The organism is Rothia sp. BD8 (assembly GCF_044878465.1).
GTDB lineage: Bacteria > Actinomycetota > Actinomycetes > Actinomycetales > Micrococcaceae > Rothia > Rothia kristinae.
This window is the reverse complement of record NZ_JANJES010000006.1, coordinates 23,720-40,034: the sequence shown is the minus strand read 5'-3', so window position 1 is coordinate 40,034 and position 16,315 is coordinate 23,720. Positions and strand designations below refer to the sequence as shown.

The window sequence follows — 16,315 nt, the reverse complement described above, 5'->3', positions numbered from 1 at the left end:
CCCCGGTGAGCGGGCGTCCGCGTCTTCCGGTGACCGCCTGACGCGCGAGCGCGGGAACGAGGAGACATGGACACCCTGCAGACCATCCTGGACCGGGCCGACGCGATCGTGTGGGGGCCGTGGCTGATCCTGCCGCTGCTGCTGCTCACCGGCCTGTTCCTCACCGTGCGCCTGGGCGGGCTGCAGTTCCGCCTGTTCGGCAAGGCCATGTCCCTGGCCTTCGGGCGCCGCTCCCGACAGCCGGGCCAGAAGGGCGAGATCTCCTCCTACCAGGCGATGGCCACCGCCCTCGGAGCCACCGTGGGCACCGGCAACATCGTGGGCGTGGCCCTGTCCATCCACCTCGGCGGGCCCGGGGCCCTGTTCTGGATGTGGATCACCGCACTGATCGGCATGGCCTCCAAGTACGCCGAGTGCTTCCTCGGGGTGCGCTTCCGCACCCGGGACAAGAACGGGGAGCTGACCGGCGGGCCCCAGGTGTACCTGGTGCGCGGCATCCCCAACCGCTTCGGCTGGTTCCTCTCCGTGGCCTTCGCCGCCTGCGCCGTCGTCGCGACCTTCGGCGTCGGCAACACCACCCAGTCCAACGCCATCGCCTCCAACATGGAGTCCACCTTCCACGTGGCCCCGACGATCACCGCCGTCGTCATCGGGGTGCTGACCCTGGGGGCGCTGGTGGGCGGCATCAAGTCCATCTCCAAGGTCACCGTGTTCTGCGTGCCGCTGATGATCGCGCTGTACGTGGGCGGCGGACTGTACATCCTCGCCGTGAACTGGGCCGTCATCCCGCACGCGCTGGCGCTGATCTTCGGCAACGCCTTCACCCCCTCCGGGGCGGCCGGCGGGGCCGCGGGCTCCCTGCTGATGACCATGCAGATCGGCGTGGCCCGCTCCCTGTTCTCCAACGAATCCGGGATGGGCACCGCCTCCATCCCCTCCTCCATCGCCCAGACCGCCCACCCCGTGCGCCAGGGCCTGGTGTCCATGACCCAGACCTTCATCGACACCCTCGTGGTCATCTCCATCACCGGGCTGCTGGTCATCACCACCGGCGTGTGGGAGAACGGCGAACCGGCCACCATGACCTCCACCGCCTTCGCCACGGGGCTGCCCGGCAGCTGGGGCGGGATCATCGTCACCATCTGCCTGATCCTGCTCGGCTACTCCACGGTGCTGGGCTGGGCGTACTACGGCGAGCGCTGCATCGAGCGCCTGGGCGGCGGACACCGGGGCATCCTGATCTACCGGATCGTGTTCGCGGTGGCCTGCGGCTTGGGCGCCGTCGCCCCGCTGACGATGGTGTGGACCTTCTCCGACGTGATCAACGGGATCATGGCCATCCCCAACCTCATCGGGCTGCTGATCCTCTCCGGGCTGGTGGTGCGCGAGACCCGGCGGTACCTGCGCCACGATCCTCACTTCACGGCCACCGCCGAGCAGATCGACGCGTTCATGGGCGAGCACCCGGGCAGCCTGGACGCCCAGATCGACCACCAGGTGGACCTCACCCGGCCGCACCCGGTGCTGGAGCACCCGGACACCACCCGGATGCGGGTGCTGCGCGAGGAGGAGGTGCGCCGAGCCGCCGCCGTGCGCGACGCCGCCGGGCGGCCCTCCGCCTGAGGCACCGGGTACGATGACGGGTTGGACCGCCACCACCCGAAGGGAAGAGCCCATGTCCGAGGACGTCCCCCAGCAGTTCCACCGTCAGCCGTACTCCTTCGTGCGCCGGGGGGACCGGCTGACCGCTCGGCGCCAGAAGGCCTGGGACGAGTTCTCCCCGACCCACGTGCTGGACGTCCCGCGGCTGGTCACCGACACCTCGGTGGCCCCCGAGGCTCGCTTCGACCAGGCCGAGGTCTTCGGCCGAGAAGGGGCGCCGTTGGTGGTGGAGGTGGGCTCCGGGCTCGGTGAGGCCATCGTGCACGCGGCCTCCGAGCACCCGGAGAACGACTACCTGGCGGTGGAGGTCTACACCCCCGGCATCGCGGACCTGCTGATGAAGATGGGTCAGGCCGGTGTGCAGAACGTGCGGGTGGTGCAGGCCAACGCCCCGGAGGTGCTGGAGAACCTGCTGGAGCCGGCCAGCGTGGACGAGCTGTGGGTGTTCTTCCCGGACCCGTGGCACAAGACCCGCCACCACAAGCGCCGCCTGGTCTCCCCGGACTTCGCGCGGCTGGCCGCCCGGGTGATCCGGCCCGGCGGGCTGTGGCGCCTGGCCACGGACTGGGAGGAGTACGCCCTGGTGATGCGCGAGGTGCTGGAGGCCTCCGAGGACTTCCGCAACGAGCACCCGGGCCGCGGCGCCACCGAGGAGGACCCGACCGGCGGCTGGGCCCCCCGCTGGGAGGGCCGGATCCTCACCAGCTTCGAGCGCAAGGCCGGGGAGGCCGGACGCCACCCCTGGGACCTCACCTACCGCCGGGCCTGACCCCGGGCGGGGCGGCCAGGGTTCGGAGCTGGGATTTCGGAGCACCCGCGACCCGGCGCATTCGTACCCACTTTCCGCGTTTCCGGGAACGGGTGCGCCGTCTCGGCGGAGGGGCGGGAACGGGAGCGCCGAGTCGATGATGACGCAGCCGGGCAGTTCTCGACTACTGCTCGAAGGCCCTCTGGACAGGCTCGGAGGTCATGAAGATTTCCGGGGTGAGCCGCTGCGGCCCCCAGTCAGGGTCGATGCACCGACGCCAGTAGTCCAGGTGGATCCGGTCCAGCTCGTGTTCGGAGTCCTGCACCGGCGCTCCCCCAGGCAGCTGCACAGAGAACCAGGTGAGATGGAGCCGGCCCTCCTGCTCATCGCTGAGAATGGTCTCCACCTGCATCCGCTCCGGGATCATCGTCTCCCGGAACTGTGTGGGATGGTCCCGCAGGTACGCCACCCATTCCCGCGCCGCCGCCTCCTGGCCCGCGATCACGCGGAACCTCACCATCTCGACGACGGGCGTCGTCTCCTTCTCGGCCCCGAACTGACCGTTCTGCTCAGATTCACGGTCGCTCGCATCGCTGCTCACGTCTGCTCTCCTTCTCTTCATCCGCACACCGGCGCCCCGTCCCCCCGAGGCATCCCCTCCCGCGAGACGGCGCATCCGTTCCCACTTTCCGCGTTTTCGGGAACGAGAGCGCCGGGTCGACGCCGGACACCCCCCACCTGGCTTCAGCGGCGGTCCACCTGGGGGATGGACTGGGTCTCGTAGGTGTCGATCGCCCCGGGGTGGCCCTTCATGAACTCGTCCACCTCATCCTTGTCCGCCGTGACGGAGGGGTCGTTGCGCAGGTAGTGACGGGTCTCCCGGGCGATCAGACCGGAGAGGATCAGCAGGCCGATCAGGTTGGGGATGGCCATCAGGCCGTTGGCGATGTCCGCGAAGGTCCACACCAGCGACAGCGGGACGGTGCAGCCGACGTAGACGATCACGGAGAAGAGCACCCGGTAGGCCGGCACCCCGCGCCGCCCGAACAGCCGCTCGATGCACCGCTCGCCGTAGTAGGCCCAGCCGAGGATCGTGGAGTAGGCGAACAGCACCAGGCCGATCGTCACGATCCACCCGCCCCAGCTGCCCGGCAGCCCGGTGGAGAAGGCGCGGGAGGTCATGGTGCCGGCGGCGTCGGCCCCGGCGGTCCACTGCCCGGTGGTGATGATGACCAGCCCGGTGCAGGTGACCACGATGATCGTGTCGATGAAGGTCTGGGTCATGGACACCAGGCCCTGACGCACCGGGTGGGTGGTCTGCGCGGCCGCCGCGGCGATGGCCGCCGAGCCCATCCCGGACTCGTTGGAGAAGATGCCGCGGGCCACACCCATCTGCACCGCCAGGATGATGGTGGAGCCCAGGAACCCGCCGACGGCGGCGTGCCCGGTGAACGCGGACTCGAAGATCGTCGCGAAGGCCTCCGGGATCCCCCCGACGTTCACGCACAGGATGTAGATCGCCCCGACGACGTAGAAGACGATCATGATCGGCACCAGGTTGGAGGTGACCCGCCCGATGGACTTGATGCCGCCGACCAGCACCAGCAGGGTCAGCACGGCCAGCACCAGCCCGGTGATCCACTCCGGCACGTGGAAGGAGTCCACCATGTTCACGGAGATGGAGTTGCCCTGGGTGGTGTTCCCGATGCCGAAGGAGGCGATGATCGCGGCCACGCAGAAGAACAGGGCCAGGAACTTCCCGAAGCCGCCGCGGATGCCGCGCTGCAGGTAGTACTGCGGGCCGCCGGAGATCTCGCCCTTGGCGTCCGTGGTGCGGAAGCGCACCGCCAGGAAGGCCTCCGAGTACTTCGAGGCCATGCCGAAGATCGCGGTGATCCACATCCAGAACAGGGACCCGGGACCGCCGGTGCCGATCGCGGTGGCCACCCCGACGATGTTGCCGGTTCCCACGGTCGCGGCCATCGCGATGGTCAGCGCCTGGAACTGGGAGATGTCCCCGCCCTGGGCTCCCTCGTCCTTGCGGGTGAAGAAGGCCAGGCGCAGGGCCTGGAAGAGCTTGGTCAGCTGGATCCCGCCGAGGCGGATGGTCAGGTACAGGCCCGTGCCCAGCAGCAGCGGGATGAGGATGAACGGGCCCCAGAGGACCTTGTCGATGGCGGAGAGGACGGAGTCCAGGGTCTCGAGCATGCGGTGGCCCCCACGGATCGGTGCGGTTGAGAAGTGATGCGGATCATCATGCCACACCCGTGTTTCCGCCCGGAAAACCCGCCGACCCCCGCCCGCGGACCCGGCTCGCTCACCCCAGCACAGAGTCTCCCAGCAACAGCCTCACCCCCGGTACAGGGTCAGCGCCCGGCTCGTCGAGAAGCGCTCGGGGCGCTGCCCGCGGCCCAGCCGCACGACGTCGCCGCGCAGCCCGGCCGCGAACACCCGCCGGGGCTCCTGGATCCGATCCTGGCTCTCCTGCAGCTGCTCGGTCAGCTCCCGGACCCGGTGCTGCAGGGCCTGGACCTGGTTCTCCAGCTGGATGATCCGCCGGATCCCCTCCAGCGAGACCCCCTCGGAGGACAGCTGCTGGATCTGGCGTAGCTTCTCCACATCCCGCTGCGAATACCGCCGGGCCTTCCCGGGCAGCCGGGAGGGGGTGACCAGACCCAGCCGGTCGTACTGGCGCAGGGTCTGGGGGTGCATCTCGGCCAGCTCGGCGGCCACCGAGATCACGAACAGGGGCTGGTCCGCGTTGCCGAAGGCCATGGTCTACACCCCCGCTTCCCGCAGCAGATCCGCCCGCACATCCGGCTGGTGCGCCAGTTCCGTGAACCGGCGCAGCGCCTCGACGGCCTCCTCGGACAGCTCCGAGGGCACCTGGACCTGCGGGATCACGTACAGGTTGCCGGTGTGCTTCTTCGTCGTCACCCCGCGGCCCTTGACCCGCATCCGGGTGCCGGGCTCCTGACCGGCCTTCAGCCGCAGCTTCACGATCTTCCCGCCGGGGGCGGGGGCCGTGATCACCGCGCCCAGGGCGGCCTCCTCCACGGTCACCGGCACATGCACCGTGAGGTCATCGCCTTCCCGGGTGAACACCGGATCCGGGCGCACGTGCACGGTCACGATCAGGTCCGAGGACCCGCCGGGGCCGGTCTGGCCCTTGCCGCGCAGACGCACCTTCTGCCCGTCGCGCACCCCCTGCGGAATCCGCATGGTGACGCTGCGCCCGTCCTGCTGGCTGACCCGCAGCTGGGTGCCCTCCAGCGCCTCGGCGAAGTCGATGGTCACGCTGGTCTCGACGTCGGCCGGGGCCGGCTGGCGCGGCTGCCCGAAGGGGCTGGCCCCGCCGGCCCCGCCGAACAGGTCCGCGAACGGATCGCCGCCGCCGGTGCTGGTGTACTGCATCCGGGGTCCCCCAGCGCCGCCGAAGCCGCCCCGGGAGCGGCGTGCCCCGCCGCCGAACAGGTCGCCCAGCAGGTCCTCGAAGCCGGCCGAGCCTCCCGCCCCGGGGCCGCCGGCCCCGCCGGCGCCGGCGCTGAACCGGGCCCCGGAGCCCATCGCGCGGATCGCGTCGTACTGCTTGCGCTGCTCCGGGTCCGCCAGCACGGTGTGCGCCTCGGAGATCTCCTTGAACCGCCGCTCGGCGGCCTCATCCCCGGGGTTCTGGTCCGGGTGGTACTTCCGGGCCAGCTTCCGATACGCCTTCTTGATGTCCTCGTCACTGGCGTCCTTGGAGACGCCCAGCACCTTGTAGAAGTCCTTCTCCAGCCAGTTCTCGCTCGCCATCGACGCCTCCTTCCCACAGTCTCGCTGTGCTCGTTTCCGTCTGCTGATGTTCTGTTGTGCGCCCGGGCGGGGCGCGCCCGGGGCGGTTGCGCAGATGAGAAGCGACGCCGGGTCCGCACCCGCCGCGCCCGCCCATTTTCGGACGGGAACGACGGCGCGGGGACCCGGCGTCGCAACTGACCTCCGCAAGCGCGGGGTCCGGGGATCCTGCCTACCCCTGGGTCACGGGGCCACGGCCACGGCCACCTGGGCCGGGCGCAGCACCCGCTCGCCGATGCGGTAGCCGTTGCGCATGACCATGGCCAGCCGGTCCGGCTCCACCTCCTCGGTGGGCTGCTGCATGACCGCCTCGTGCACGTGCGGGTCGAAGGCCTCCCCGACCTCGCCGAAGCGCTCCAGGCCCTGACGGGTCAGCGCCTCCTCGAGCTTCCGGGCGATCGAGGCGAAGGGTCCCTCCGCCAGGTCCCCGTGCCGGCGCGCGGCGTCGATGTCGTCGATCACCGGCAGCAGGGCCGTGACGACGTCGCCCACCACGTACTCGCGCAGACCGTCCTTCTCCTTGGCCGAGCGGTTCCGGAAGTTCTGGAACTCCGCCTGCAGGCGGCGCAGATCCTCCAAACGCTCCTCGGCCAGCCGGTGCCCGTCCTGGGCCGCGGACTCGGAGTCCGCGGGCTCCTCCGCGGCCTCCTGCTCGTCCGCAGCGCTCTGCGCGGTGGCCTCGGCGCCCTCGGCCTCCGAGGCGGATTCCGCGTCGGGGGCGTGGAAGGCCTCCTCCAGCGGGTCCCCGTCCTGCGGGTTCTCGGTGGTGTTCTCAGCCATATCCCTTACTTCTTCTCGTCTTCGTCGTCCACGACCTCGGCGTCGACGACGTCATCCTCGTTCGCGTCCGCGTTGGCCGCACCGGCGTCCGCGGCACCCTCACCGGCCTGGGCCTGGGCGTAGATGGCCTCGCCCAGCTTGGTCTGGGAGGACTGCAGCTTCTCGAAGGCGGACTTCACGGCGTCGTCGTCCTCGCCCTCCAGGGCCTTCTTCAGCTCGTCGACGTCGGACTGGACCTCGGACTTGACGTCCTCGGGCAGCTTGTCCTCGTTGTCCTTGAGCAGCTTCTCGATCTGGTAGGCGCTGTTCTCCGCGGTGTTGCGCAGATCCTGGGCCTCGCGGCGCTTCTTGTCCGCCTCGGCGTTGGCCTCGGCGTCCTTGACCATGCGGTCGATGTCCTCCTTGGACAGCGAGGTCCCGCCGGTGATGGTCATGGACTGCTCCTTGCCGGTGCCCTTGTCCGTGGCGGACACGTGCACGATGCCGTTGGCGTCGATGTCGAAGGTGACCTCGATCTGCGGCACCCCGCGCGGGGCCGGGGCGATGCCGGTCAGCTCGAAGGTGCCCAGGTTCTTGTTGTCCCGGGTGAACTCGCGCTCGCCCTGGAAGACCTGGATGGACACGGACGGCTGGTTGTCCTCGGCAGTGGTGAAGGTCTCGGACCGCTTGGTCGGGATCGCGGTGTTGCGCTCGATCAGCTTGGTCATGACCCCGCCCTTGGTCTCGATGCCCAGGGACAGCGGGGTGACGTCGATCAGCAGGACGTCCTTGCGGTCGCCCTTGAGCACGCCGGCCTGCAGGGCCGCGCCGTCGGCGACGACCTCATCCGGGTTCACGCCCTTGTTCGGGTCCTTGCCGGAGAGCTCCTTGACCAGGTCCACGACGGCGGGCATGCGGGTCGAGCCGCCGACCAGCACGACGTGGGCGATGTCGGAGACCTTGACCCCGGCCTCGTCGATGACGTCGTGGAACGGCTTCTTGGTCCGATCCAGCAGGTCCTTGGTCAGGTCCTGGAACTTGGCGCGGGACAGGGACTCGTCCAGGTGCACCGGGCCGTCGGAGGTGACGGACAGGTACTGCAGGGAGATGTTGGTGGAGGAGGCGGAGGACAGCTCCTTCTTGGCCTGCTCCGCCGCCTCCTTCAGGCGCTGCAGGGCGATCTTGTCCTTGGACAGGTCAGCCCCGGTCTTGGACTTGACCTGCTGCAGCAGCCAGTCCACGATCCGCTGATCCCAGTCGTCGCCGCCCAGGCGGTTGTCGCCGGCGGTGGCGCGGACCTGGATGGTGGAGAAGCCGTCGTCGTCCTTGCCGACCTCCAGGAGGGAGACGTCGAAGGTGCCGCCGCCGAGGTCGTAGACCAGGATCAGCTCATCCTCGTTGCCCTTCTCCAGGCCGTAGGCCAGGGCCGCGGCGGTGGGCTCGTTGACGATGCGCAGGACGTTCAGGCCCGCGATCTCGCCGGCCTCCTTGGTGGCCTGGCGCTCGGCGTCGTTGAAGTAGGCCGGGACGGTGATGACCGCGTCGGTGACCTTGTCGTTGAGGTAGGCCTCCGCGTCCGCCTTCAGCTTCTGCAGGATGCGCGCGGAGATCTCCTGCGCGGTGTACTTCTTGCCGTCGATCTCCTCGGTCCAGTCGGTGCCCATGTGGCGCTTGACGGAGGAGATGGTGCGTTCGACGTTGGTGACGGCCTGGCGCTTGGCCACGCCGCCGACCAGGGTCTCGCCGTCCTTGCCGAAGGCGACGACGGACGGGGTGGTGCGGGTGCCCTCCGCGTTGGCGATGACGACGGGCTCGCCGCCCTCCAGGGCCGCGACGCAGGAGTTGGTGGTGCCGAGGTCGATGCCGACTGCACGTGACATGTGGTGATGCTCCTTCATGGTCTCGAGTGAACCGGGGCCCCGCCCGCTGCCCGCGGGAGGTGAGCACCCGGAGGTCTCACTTCTTGAGTTGTCCTGACTCAAGTCTACGCATCGGGCCCCACCTGTCAACAGGTTTGAGTCGGTTCGACTCAACTTTTCTGCGCCGCCTTGGATCGCGCCGGTTCCGGCACCCGCCGCCCTTCCCTCACCGCGCCTGGGTAGGCTGAACCCATGACCCGCATCATCACCGTGTGCACCGGCAACATCTGCCGCTCCCCCATGGCCGAGTACCTGATCCGCCGCGCCGTCGAACGGGCCGACCTGCCGGAGGTGACGGTGGAGTCCTTCGGCATCAGCGACGAGGAGCGGGGCAACCCCGTGGATCCGCGCGCCGCCCGGGTGCTTCAGGCCGAGGGCATCGACGCCTCCGGGCACCGGGCCCGCCAGGTCACCGCCGCGGACCTCGCCGCGGCCGACCTCGTGCTGGCCCTGGACCTGCCGCACGAGCGAGCCCTGCGCAGCCTGGCCGAGACCGAGCGGGACGCCGAGAAGATCCACCTGCTGCGCGAGTTCGATCCCGAGGCCGCGCACCTGAAGCACCGCAGCCTCGGCATCTACGACCCCTGGTACGGCGACGAGGAGGACTTCGAGACCACCTTCGAGATGATCGACGCCGCCGTGCCCGGCGTCGTGGACTGGGCCCGCGAGCACGGTCCGGCCGACGCCGAGACCGCGCGGGGCTGAGCCGCCGTGTCCGCCGGGCGCACCTGGGTCATCGAGAACCACGACCCCGAGGACGCCGACGTCGCCGGGATCCTCGAGCAGCTGCTGGGCCGCGACGGAACCCTCCCGCCCGAGCACTGGAGGAACCGGGCGCCGCTGGTGCTCGCGGTGGACGGGCGCTCCGGAGCCGGCAAGACCTCCCTGGCCGCCCGCCTGGCCGCGGCCGCCGCGGCCCGGTGCCCGGCCGGCGTCGTGCTGTTCCACCTGGAGGACCTCTACCCCGGCTGGGATGGGCTCACCGAGGGCGTGCGCCTGTGGACCGAGATGCTCACCCGCCTGCTGGACGGGCGCGACGCCGCCTGGCGCGCCTGGGACTGGGCGGCCGGCGCCCCCGATCCCGCCGAGCGCATCCTGTCGGCCGAGGCCGCCCTGATCATCGCCGAGGGGGTCGGGGCCAGCGCCCCCGGACACCCCGAGGTCGTGCCGGACCTGACCGTGTGGCTGCAGCTGCCCGCGGCGCAGCGGCGTCGGCGGGCGCTGGCCCGCGACGGGGAGCTCTACCGTCCGCATTGGGAGCGCTGGGCCGCGCAGGAGGACGCGCTGCTGGCCCGACTGCCCTGAGCCGGGCCGGCGGGCCTCGCCCGGGCCACCCGACGCCGTCCCCCGGGCCGGCGCGGCTTACGGGGGCGCCCGCTTTTCCTCTACCATCGTCCCGTCAGCCGGCGCGACGCCGGACTCCCCGCCGACCGCCTCGACCGGTCCGCGCTCCCCAGGAAGGGACCTCCTCGCCCATGGGCCACCAGAGCACCGCTCCCCGCGTGAGCGTCCCCCTGCTGATCGTGTTCGGCACCCTCTCCGGGATCGGACCGCTGGCCACGGACATGTACCTCGCGGCCTTCCCCCGGATGTCCGAGGACCTGGACACCCAGGCCTCCACCATCCAGCTCACCCTCTCCGCGTGCATGCTGGGGCTGGCCCTGGGGCAGCTGCTCATCGGCCCGCTCTCGGACCAGTGGGGCCGACGCCGCCCCCTGATGATCGGCTCGGCGGTGTGCTTCCTGGCCTCCCTGGGCTGTGCCCTGGCCCCCACCGTGGAGGTGCTCATCGGCTTCCGGCTGCTGATGGGGCTGTCCGGGGCTGCCGGCATCGTGCTGGCCCGCTCGATGATCGCGGATCTGACCGTGGGCACCCAGACCACCCGGTACATGAACTACATGATGATGATCAACGGCCTGGCCCCGGTGCTGGCACCCACCGTGGGCGGGCTGATCCTGGCGGTGTCCACCTGGCGCACCGTGTTCTGGGTGCTCACCACGGTGACCCTGCTGATGGCGGCGGCGGTGTTCGTCCTGGTCCCGGAGAGCCTGCCTGCCGAGCGCCGCCACTCCGGGGGCCTGCGGACGGTGGGCCGCGGGGTGGCCGCGATGGTGCGCCGCCCCCGATACGTGGGGTTCGTGATCGCCTTCGTCCTCTCCTTCGGCACCCTGTTCTCCTACATCTCCGGGTCCACCTACGTCCTGCAGAACGTCCTGGGGATGAGCTCCACCGCCTACGCCCTGGCCTTCGGGGCGAACTCCCTGGGGATCCTCCTCTTCTCCGTCCTGTCCAACGCGCTGCTGAGCCGCACCGTCCCGGAGCGGATCGCCCCGGTGGGGCTGAGCATCGTCGCGGTCTCGGCCCTGACCCTGCTGGGCCTGACCCTCGCCGGGGCCCTCTCGCTGCCCGTGGTGCTGGTGCTGCTGTTCCTGTGCGCCGGCTGCCAGGGCCTGATCTTCGGCAACATCACGTCGCTGGCCCTGAGCCAGGGCCGGGACTACGCCGGGGCGGCGTCGGCCCTGCTGGGGTGCCTGCAGTTCGGCATGGGCGGGCTCGTCTCCCCGCTGGTCGGGCTCGGCGGGGACCACGCCGTCGCCCCGATGGCGATCAGCATGAGCATCTGCGCCCTCGCGGCCCTGACGGTGTTCCTGACGACCCGCGCCCGCACCGCCACCCACCCCCAGACCACCTGATGCGACGCCCCCTCTCTGACGCCCGGCCCGACGCCCCGCCCCCGACGCCCGCCCTGGCGCCGAGTCATCGATTCCGACGACTTTTCGCCTGAAAATCCGTCGGAATCGATGACTGGGCGCCAGGGCGCAGGGGATGCTGCGGCGGGGTGGGCAGAATGGGGGCATGAGTGAGCTTCCCGCAGACCGCAGGCCGCCCGTCGTCGTCCGAGTGGATGACGCGCACCCGGACGGCGAGGTGCTCGACGCCGCCGCGCCCCTGATCGGCATCGAGGACGAGGGGTACACCCGCGGGGACGGGGTCTTCGAGACCATGCTCGCCGTCGACGGCGCGGTGCGGAAGCTGCCCCGGCACCTGGCCCGCCTGGCCCACTCCGCCCGGCTCCTGCAGCTGCCGGCCCCGGACGAGGACCGGTGGCGCGCCGCCGTCGCCACGGTCCTGCGGGTGGCCGCCCGGGAGGGCATCGGCACCGCCACCGACCTCGGCGAGGAGACCGTGGTGAAGCTGCTGGTCAGCCGGGGAGACCCGACGCGCGGGGCCTACGGCCTCGTCATCGTCTCCCCGGTGCCGGAATCCACCCTCGCCGCCCGTGAGCAGGGGGTGCGGGCGCTGCTGCTGCCCCGCGGGCACGATCCCGCCGAGGACGCCGCCTACCCGTGGCTGCTGACCGGCGCCAAGACCCTCTCCTATGCGGTGAATATGGCGGTGCTGCGCCACGTCCGCTCCCTCGGCGCGCAGGACGCGATCTGGACGGCGTCGGATCGCCGGATCCTGGAGGGGGCCACCAGCTCGGTGATCGCGGCCCGGCGCACCGGGGACCGGATCACCCTGCTCACTCCGGAGCCGAACCACGGCATCCTGCCCGGCACCACCCAGGGGGCGATCTTCGCGGCGGCGCGCGAGCGCGGCTGGGAGCTGGGCTACGGCCCCCTGTACCCGGTGGACCTGCTGGAGTCCGACGGCGTGTGGCTGGCTTCCTCGGTGCGTCTGCTCGCCCCCGTGACCCACCTGGACCACCAGGTCCTGCCCGTGGATCGGGAGCTGACCCGCCTCCTGACCTCCTTCCTCACGGCCTGAGCACCGGCCGCCCGGCGATCTCCCCGCCGGGCCGGCGCTTTCGTTCCCACACAGGAGGCCACCCCTCGCCGAGTCGGCGCTCCCGTTCCCACACGGGAGGCCATCCCTCGCCGAAACGGCACTCTCGTTCCCGAAAACCGCGATTATGGGAACGGATGCGCCGTCTCGCGAGAGACCGGGAACGAGAGCGCCGGGTCGCGAGGGGTCGGGAACGAGAGCACCGGGCCGCCGGGGCACGGCGTCGGCTCAGCCCGCGGCCAGGGCGGCCACCGGGGAGACCCGGGTGACCCGGCGGGCCGGCAGCGCGGCGGCGATCCCGGTGATCACCGCGCACCCCAGCAGCACCAGCCCGATCATCGCCCACGGCGGCGTGGGGAGGAAGAACCCGATCCCGTCCACGCTGGCCAGCATGGACAGCGCGCCGCACCAGCCGTAGAGGATGCCCAGCGGGATCGCGAACAGGGCCGCGGCCAGCGTCAGCTGCGCCGTCTCCGCGAGGATCATCCGCCACAGCCCCGCGGTGGACAGGCCGATGGTGCGCAGCATCCCCAGCTCGCGGGTGCGCTGCATGACTGAGGCCTGCATGTTGTTGACCACCCCGATCGCGGCGATGACCAGGGAGAACACCAGCATCGCGGTGAGGAACCACAGCACGTCGTCGATGCTGCGCATGACCGAACTGGTCTGATCCTCCGCGATCCCCAGCTCCCGACTCCACCGCGTCATGACCGTCTGGAACGTCTGCCCCAGGGTCGCGAACATCATGATGAGGGTGATCCCGATGACCAGGCCCATCGAGGTGCGCGAGGCGCGCAGCGGGTGCCGTCGGGCGCTGCCGGCGGCCAGTCGCCCCGCGGCCGAGGCCCGCAGCGGCAGGCCCGCCAGCCCCAGGAACGCGGGCATGATCCACGCCGAGCCCAGCGCGATCCCGGTGAAGGAGACGATGCCGCCGAGGAAGCCGAGGAGCACCCCCGCCGAGGAGGCGAAGCCCACCAGCACGCCCAGACCCAGCAGGCCCGCACCGAGGACGATGCCGAGCAGCGCCAGGACCAGCAGCGCCCGGCTGCCGCGGCGCAGGGTCTTCAGGGCGGGTTCCACGGTGCGCCGGGTCCCCTCGATCGGGGAGACGGCGAGCACCGGGCGGGCCCCGCGCCAGGCTGCCCACCAGGCCATCAGCACCACGACCGCACCGGGCACTGCGGTGCCGGGGATGATCGCGAAGCCCAGGGGCGCGGCGTCGGGCCGGTGCTCGAGCCAGGCGGCCGCGCCGAGGGCGGCGACGTCGGCCAGGACCGTGCCCAGCACCGCGCCGACCCCGCCCACGATCAGCCCTTCCACGCCGATCCCGCGGCGCAGGGAGGGAGCCGAGGCGCCGAGCAGGCGCAGCAGGGCGATGGTGCGGGTGCGTCCGGCGACGACGATCGAGAAGGTGTTCACGACGACGATCGCGGCCACGAAGATCGCGATGCCGAAGAAGACGGTGCCGAGCAGGCCGAGCATCAGCGCGATCCCACCCTCCGCTCCGTCCGCGCCTTCCGGACCGGCGATGAGGTGGGCGAGCAGCTGGGTCCCCGCGATCATGGCGGCCCCGAAGAAGGCGGCGACGGCGCAGATCAGCAGGGTCGAGAGGTGCTGGCGGGGCTCGCGGACGATCTCGCGGACGGCGTTCCTGACGGTCTTGGCCATGGTGCTACGCCTCCAGGTTCAGCATGGTCGCGGCGATCTGCTCGGGGGTTCCGGAGCCCTCGGTGCGGACGATGCGCCCGTCGGCCAGGTAGACCACGCGGTCCGCGTGGGCGGCGGCCTTGGGGTCGTGGGTGACCATCAGGATGGCCTGGCCCATCTCCCGGGCGGCGGCCTGCAGCAGGCTCAGCACCTCCCCGGCCGCGCGGGAGTCGAGGTTGCCGGTGGGCTCGTCGGCCAGGACCAGGGCGGGACGGGTCGCGAGCGCCCGGGCGATGGCCACCCGCTGCTGCTGCCCGCCGGAGAGCTCCCCGGGCCGGTGGTTGACGCGCCCGGTGAGACCCAGACGCTCCAACAGGAGGTCGATCCACTGCTGGTGCTCAGCGGTGGGCCTGCGGTCGTCCAGTTCGAAGGGCAGGAGGATGTTCTCCCGCACGTCCATGGTGGGCATGAGGTTGAAGGCCTGGAAGATGAAGCCGACGCGGCGGCGGCGCACCGAGGTCAGCGCGGCGTCGGACAGCCCGGTGATCTCCTGCCCGCCGATCCACACGCGGCCCTCGGTGGGGGTCTCCAGCCCGGCCATCAGGTGCATCAGGGTGGATTTGCCGGAGCCGGAGGGTCCCATGACGGCGGTGAATCCGCCCGGGGCCACCTCCAGGTCCACCCCGCGCACCGCGGTGACGGCCTGCGGGCCGGTGCCGTAGATCTTCCGAACCCCGCGGGCGACGGCGACGGGGGCCGCTTCCCGGGCGGGATCGGGCTGGGCGGTGGCGGAGGCGGGGATGGCGGGCTCGGAATGAGCGGGCCCAGGCCCGGGCTGTACGACGGTGGGGGTGGCCCAGGGAGAGTCTGGCGGGGTGGTCACGGTGGGATCGCTCCTCGGGGGATCGGGGACGTTTTCTGTCACCCTCCACTCTCGTGAAGCGCGGGGCTGGAGTCAGTGGCCCCAGATCTGATCCGGGGTAGACCTGGCTCCACTCTTCCCCTCCACGCCAGCCCTCACATGACGTCCGTCCCCCACGACCCGGCGCATCCGTACCCAGAATCCGCATTGTCGGGAACGAATGCGCCGCCTCGCGAGAAGGAAGGAGAGGGATGGGAACGAATGCGCCGGGTCGCGGAACCGAACGGAACGGGCCGGACCCCGGGCGGGTCAGAAGATCGTGCGATAGGAGCCCAGGGCGAGGGAGGCGCCGACCGCGATCACCGGGATCAGCAGCCCGAGGATCAGCACCACGACGTCGACCCGGTGGTAGGTCGGCGGGTTCAGCCAGGTGCGCGGCCCGGCGCCGAAGCCGCGGGCCTCCATCGTCACCGCCAGCCGCGAGGCGCGGCGCAGGGCCTGGACCATGAGGGCGAAGGCCTGCTGGGCGAAGCCCGTGGTGAGCGCGACCAGCGCGGAGCGGGAGCCGATGCCGCGGGCCCGCCGGGCGGCGGCCAGGGTCTGCCACTCCGCGGCCAGCAGACCCATGAGACGGAAGGCCGCCACCGCGGAGAGCACGAAGCGGGCGGGCAGCCGGAAGGTCTGGGCCAGGGACTCCCCCAGCTCGTGGGCGTCGGTGCTGGCCAGGAACATCACCGAGATCAGGGCCAGCGCGCAGCCGCGCAGCATGATGGCGATCCCGGAGTCGAGGGAGCCGGTGCTGACCTGCCACGGCCCCAGATCCAGCAGCAGGCGCCCCGACTTCTCCGCCATCAGGGCCGTGGCCCACCCGGAGAGCACCGCGGCCGCGAAGATGAACCACAGCTTCCGGGCCACCGCCCACGGGCGCATCCCGGCCGCCGTCATCGCCGCGAGGAGCAGGACGAGCCCCAGGCTGGAGGTCACCCAATCCAGGCTCACCACGAAGACGAGGGTCTGCAGGGTGGCCACGACGATCTTGGTGGCGGCGTTGGTGCGGCCCAGGGCGCTGGCCCGGGCGAAGACCGGATCCATCAGCTC

The 16,315-nt window shown here is 71.3% G+C and carries 15 protein-coding genes; 6 read left to right on the top strand and 9 right to left on the bottom strand.

Annotation, left to right across the window (positions count from 1 at the left end):
• Positions 1-66: 66 nt before the first annotated feature.
• Positions 67-1,623 carry an alanine/glycine:cation symporter family protein gene (locus tag NQ707_RS06340; protein ID WP_404435124.1) on the top strand — a complete coding sequence of 519 codons (1,557 nt, stop codon included), beginning with the start codon at positions 67-69 and terminating at the stop codon, positions 1,621-1,623.
• Between the two features lie 52 nt (positions 1,624-1,675).
• A complete protein-coding gene (gene trmB, locus NQ707_RS06335; RefSeq protein WP_224799670.1) occupies positions 1,676-2,431 on the top strand; it encodes a tRNA (guanosine(46)-N7)-methyltransferase TrmB in 756 nt (251 codons plus the stop codon).
• A gap of 163 nt (positions 2,432-2,594) precedes the next feature.
• Here trmB and NQ707_RS06330 read toward each other — a convergent pair whose 3' ends face one another.
• The 6 genes from NQ707_RS06330 to dnaK all read right to left on the bottom strand — a co-directional run bounded on the left by NQ707_RS06330 (position 2,595) and on the right by dnaK (position 8,883).
• Positions 2,595-3,011: a DUF6176 family protein gene (locus NQ707_RS06330; RefSeq protein ID WP_224799669.1), complete on the bottom strand. Its 417-nt coding sequence runs from the start codon at positions 3,009-3,011 to the stop codon at positions 2,595-2,597.
• Between the two features lie 143 nt (positions 3,012-3,154).
• Positions 3,155-4,618, bottom strand: a complete 1,464-nt coding sequence (locus tag NQ707_RS06325) for a sodium:alanine symporter family protein (protein ID WP_404435122.1) — start codon at positions 4,616-4,618, stop codon at positions 3,155-3,157.
• 141 nt (positions 4,619-4,759) lie between these two features.
• Positions 4,760-5,185 (bottom strand): heat shock protein transcriptional repressor HspR, encoded by a 426-nt coding sequence (locus tag NQ707_RS06320; RefSeq protein WP_100464158.1) that lies wholly within the window; start codon positions 5,183-5,185, stop codon positions 4,760-4,762.
• Between the two features lie 3 nt (positions 5,186-5,188).
• Positions 5,189-6,205 carry a DnaJ C-terminal domain-containing protein gene (locus tag NQ707_RS06315; protein WP_058730652.1) on the bottom strand — a complete coding sequence of 339 codons (1,017 nt, stop codon included), beginning with the start codon at positions 6,203-6,205 and terminating at the stop codon, positions 5,189-5,191.
• Between the two features lie 222 nt (positions 6,206-6,427).
• Positions 6,428-7,024: a nucleotide exchange factor GrpE gene (locus tag NQ707_RS06310; RefSeq protein WP_058730651.1), complete on the bottom strand. Its 597-nt coding sequence runs from the start codon at positions 7,022-7,024 to the stop codon at positions 6,428-6,430.
• A 5-nt stretch (positions 7,025-7,029) separates the two neighbouring features.
• Positions 7,030-8,883 (bottom strand): molecular chaperone DnaK, encoded by a 1,854-nt coding sequence (dnaK, locus tag NQ707_RS06305; RefSeq protein ID WP_058730650.1) that lies wholly within the window; start codon positions 8,881-8,883, stop codon positions 7,030-7,032.
• Positions 8,884-9,114: 231 nt separating this feature from the next.
• Between dnaK and NQ707_RS06300 the strand changes: the two genes are divergently transcribed.
• From NQ707_RS06300 to NQ707_RS06285, 4 genes are all read left to right on the top strand, one after another.
• Positions 9,115-9,627: a low molecular weight protein-tyrosine-phosphatase gene (locus tag NQ707_RS06300; protein WP_058730649.1), complete on the top strand. Its 513-nt coding sequence runs from the start codon at positions 9,115-9,117 to the stop codon at positions 9,625-9,627.
• A 6-nt stretch (positions 9,628-9,633) separates the two neighbouring features.
• On the top strand, positions 9,634-10,227 hold the full coding sequence (locus NQ707_RS06295; protein ID WP_061225333.1) for a hypothetical protein: 594 nt from the start codon (positions 9,634-9,636) through the stop codon (positions 10,225-10,227).
• 197 nt (positions 10,228-10,424) lie between these two features.
• Positions 10,425-11,615 carry a multidrug effflux MFS transporter gene (locus NQ707_RS06290; RefSeq protein ID WP_260007523.1) on the top strand — a complete coding sequence of 397 codons (1,191 nt, stop codon included), beginning with the start codon at positions 10,425-10,427 and terminating at the stop codon, positions 11,613-11,615.
• Positions 11,616-11,778: 163 nt separating this feature from the next.
• Entirely contained in the window at positions 11,779-12,690 is a 912-nt protein-coding gene (locus tag NQ707_RS06285; protein ID WP_061225332.1) for an aminotransferase class IV, read from the top strand.
• Between the two features lie 246 nt (positions 12,691-12,936).
• Here NQ707_RS06285 and NQ707_RS06280 read toward each other — a convergent pair whose 3' ends face one another.
• From NQ707_RS06280 to NQ707_RS06270, 3 genes are all read right to left on the bottom strand, one after another.
• Positions 12,937-14,376 carry an FtsX-like permease family protein gene (locus NQ707_RS06280; protein ID WP_404435118.1) on the bottom strand — a complete coding sequence of 480 codons (1,440 nt, stop codon included), beginning with the start codon at positions 14,374-14,376 and terminating at the stop codon, positions 12,937-12,939.
• Positions 14,377-14,380: 4 nt separating this feature from the next.
• Positions 14,381-15,238 carry an ABC transporter ATP-binding protein gene (locus tag NQ707_RS06275; protein WP_404435117.1) on the bottom strand — a complete coding sequence of 286 codons (858 nt, stop codon included), beginning with the start codon at positions 15,236-15,238 and terminating at the stop codon, positions 14,381-14,383.
• A 288-nt stretch (positions 15,239-15,526) separates the two neighbouring features.
• A complete protein-coding gene (locus NQ707_RS06270; RefSeq protein WP_064725174.1) occupies positions 15,527-16,309 on the bottom strand; it encodes an energy-coupling factor transporter transmembrane protein EcfT in 783 nt (260 codons plus the stop codon).
• Positions 16,310-16,315 lie beyond the last annotated feature (6 nt).

Coding starts and splice junctions, on each gene's coding strand:
- NQ707_RS06340 (WP_404435124.1), top strand. CDS start 67: ATGGACACCCTGCAGACCATCCTGGACCGGGCCGACGCGATCGTGTGG.
- trmB (WP_224799670.1), top strand. CDS start 1,676: ATGTCCGAGGACGTCCCCCAGCAGTTCCACCGTCAGCCGTACTCCTTC.
- NQ707_RS06325 (WP_404435122.1), bottom strand. CDS start 4,618: ATGCTCGAGACCCTGGACTCCGTCCTCTCCGCCATCGACAAGGTCCTC.
- NQ707_RS06320 (WP_100464158.1), bottom strand. CDS start 5,185: ATGGCCTTCGGCAACGCGGACCAGCCCCTGTTCGTGATCTCGGTGGCC.
- NQ707_RS06315 (WP_058730652.1), bottom strand. CDS start 6,205: ATGGCGAGCGAGAACTGGCTGGAGAAGGACTTCTACAAGGTGCTGGGC.
- NQ707_RS06310 (WP_058730651.1), bottom strand. CDS start 7,024: ATGGCTGAGAACACCACCGAGAACCCGCAGGACGGGGACCCGCTGGAG.
- dnaK (WP_058730650.1), bottom strand. CDS start 8,883: ATGTCACGTGCAGTCGGCATCGACCTCGGCACCACCAACTCCTGCGTC.
- NQ707_RS06300 (WP_058730649.1), top strand. CDS start 9,115: ATGACCCGCATCATCACCGTGTGCACCGGCAACATCTGCCGCTCCCCC.
- NQ707_RS06285 (WP_061225332.1), top strand. CDS start 11,779: ATGAGTGAGCTTCCCGCAGACCGCAGGCCGCCCGTCGTCGTCCGAGTG.
- NQ707_RS06280 (WP_404435118.1), bottom strand. CDS start 14,376: ATGGCCAAGACCGTCAGGAACGCCGTCCGCGAGATCGTCCGCGAGCCC.
- NQ707_RS06270 (WP_064725174.1), bottom strand. CDS start 16,309: ATGGATCCGGTCTTCGCCCGGGCCAGCGCCCTGGGCCGCACCAACGCC.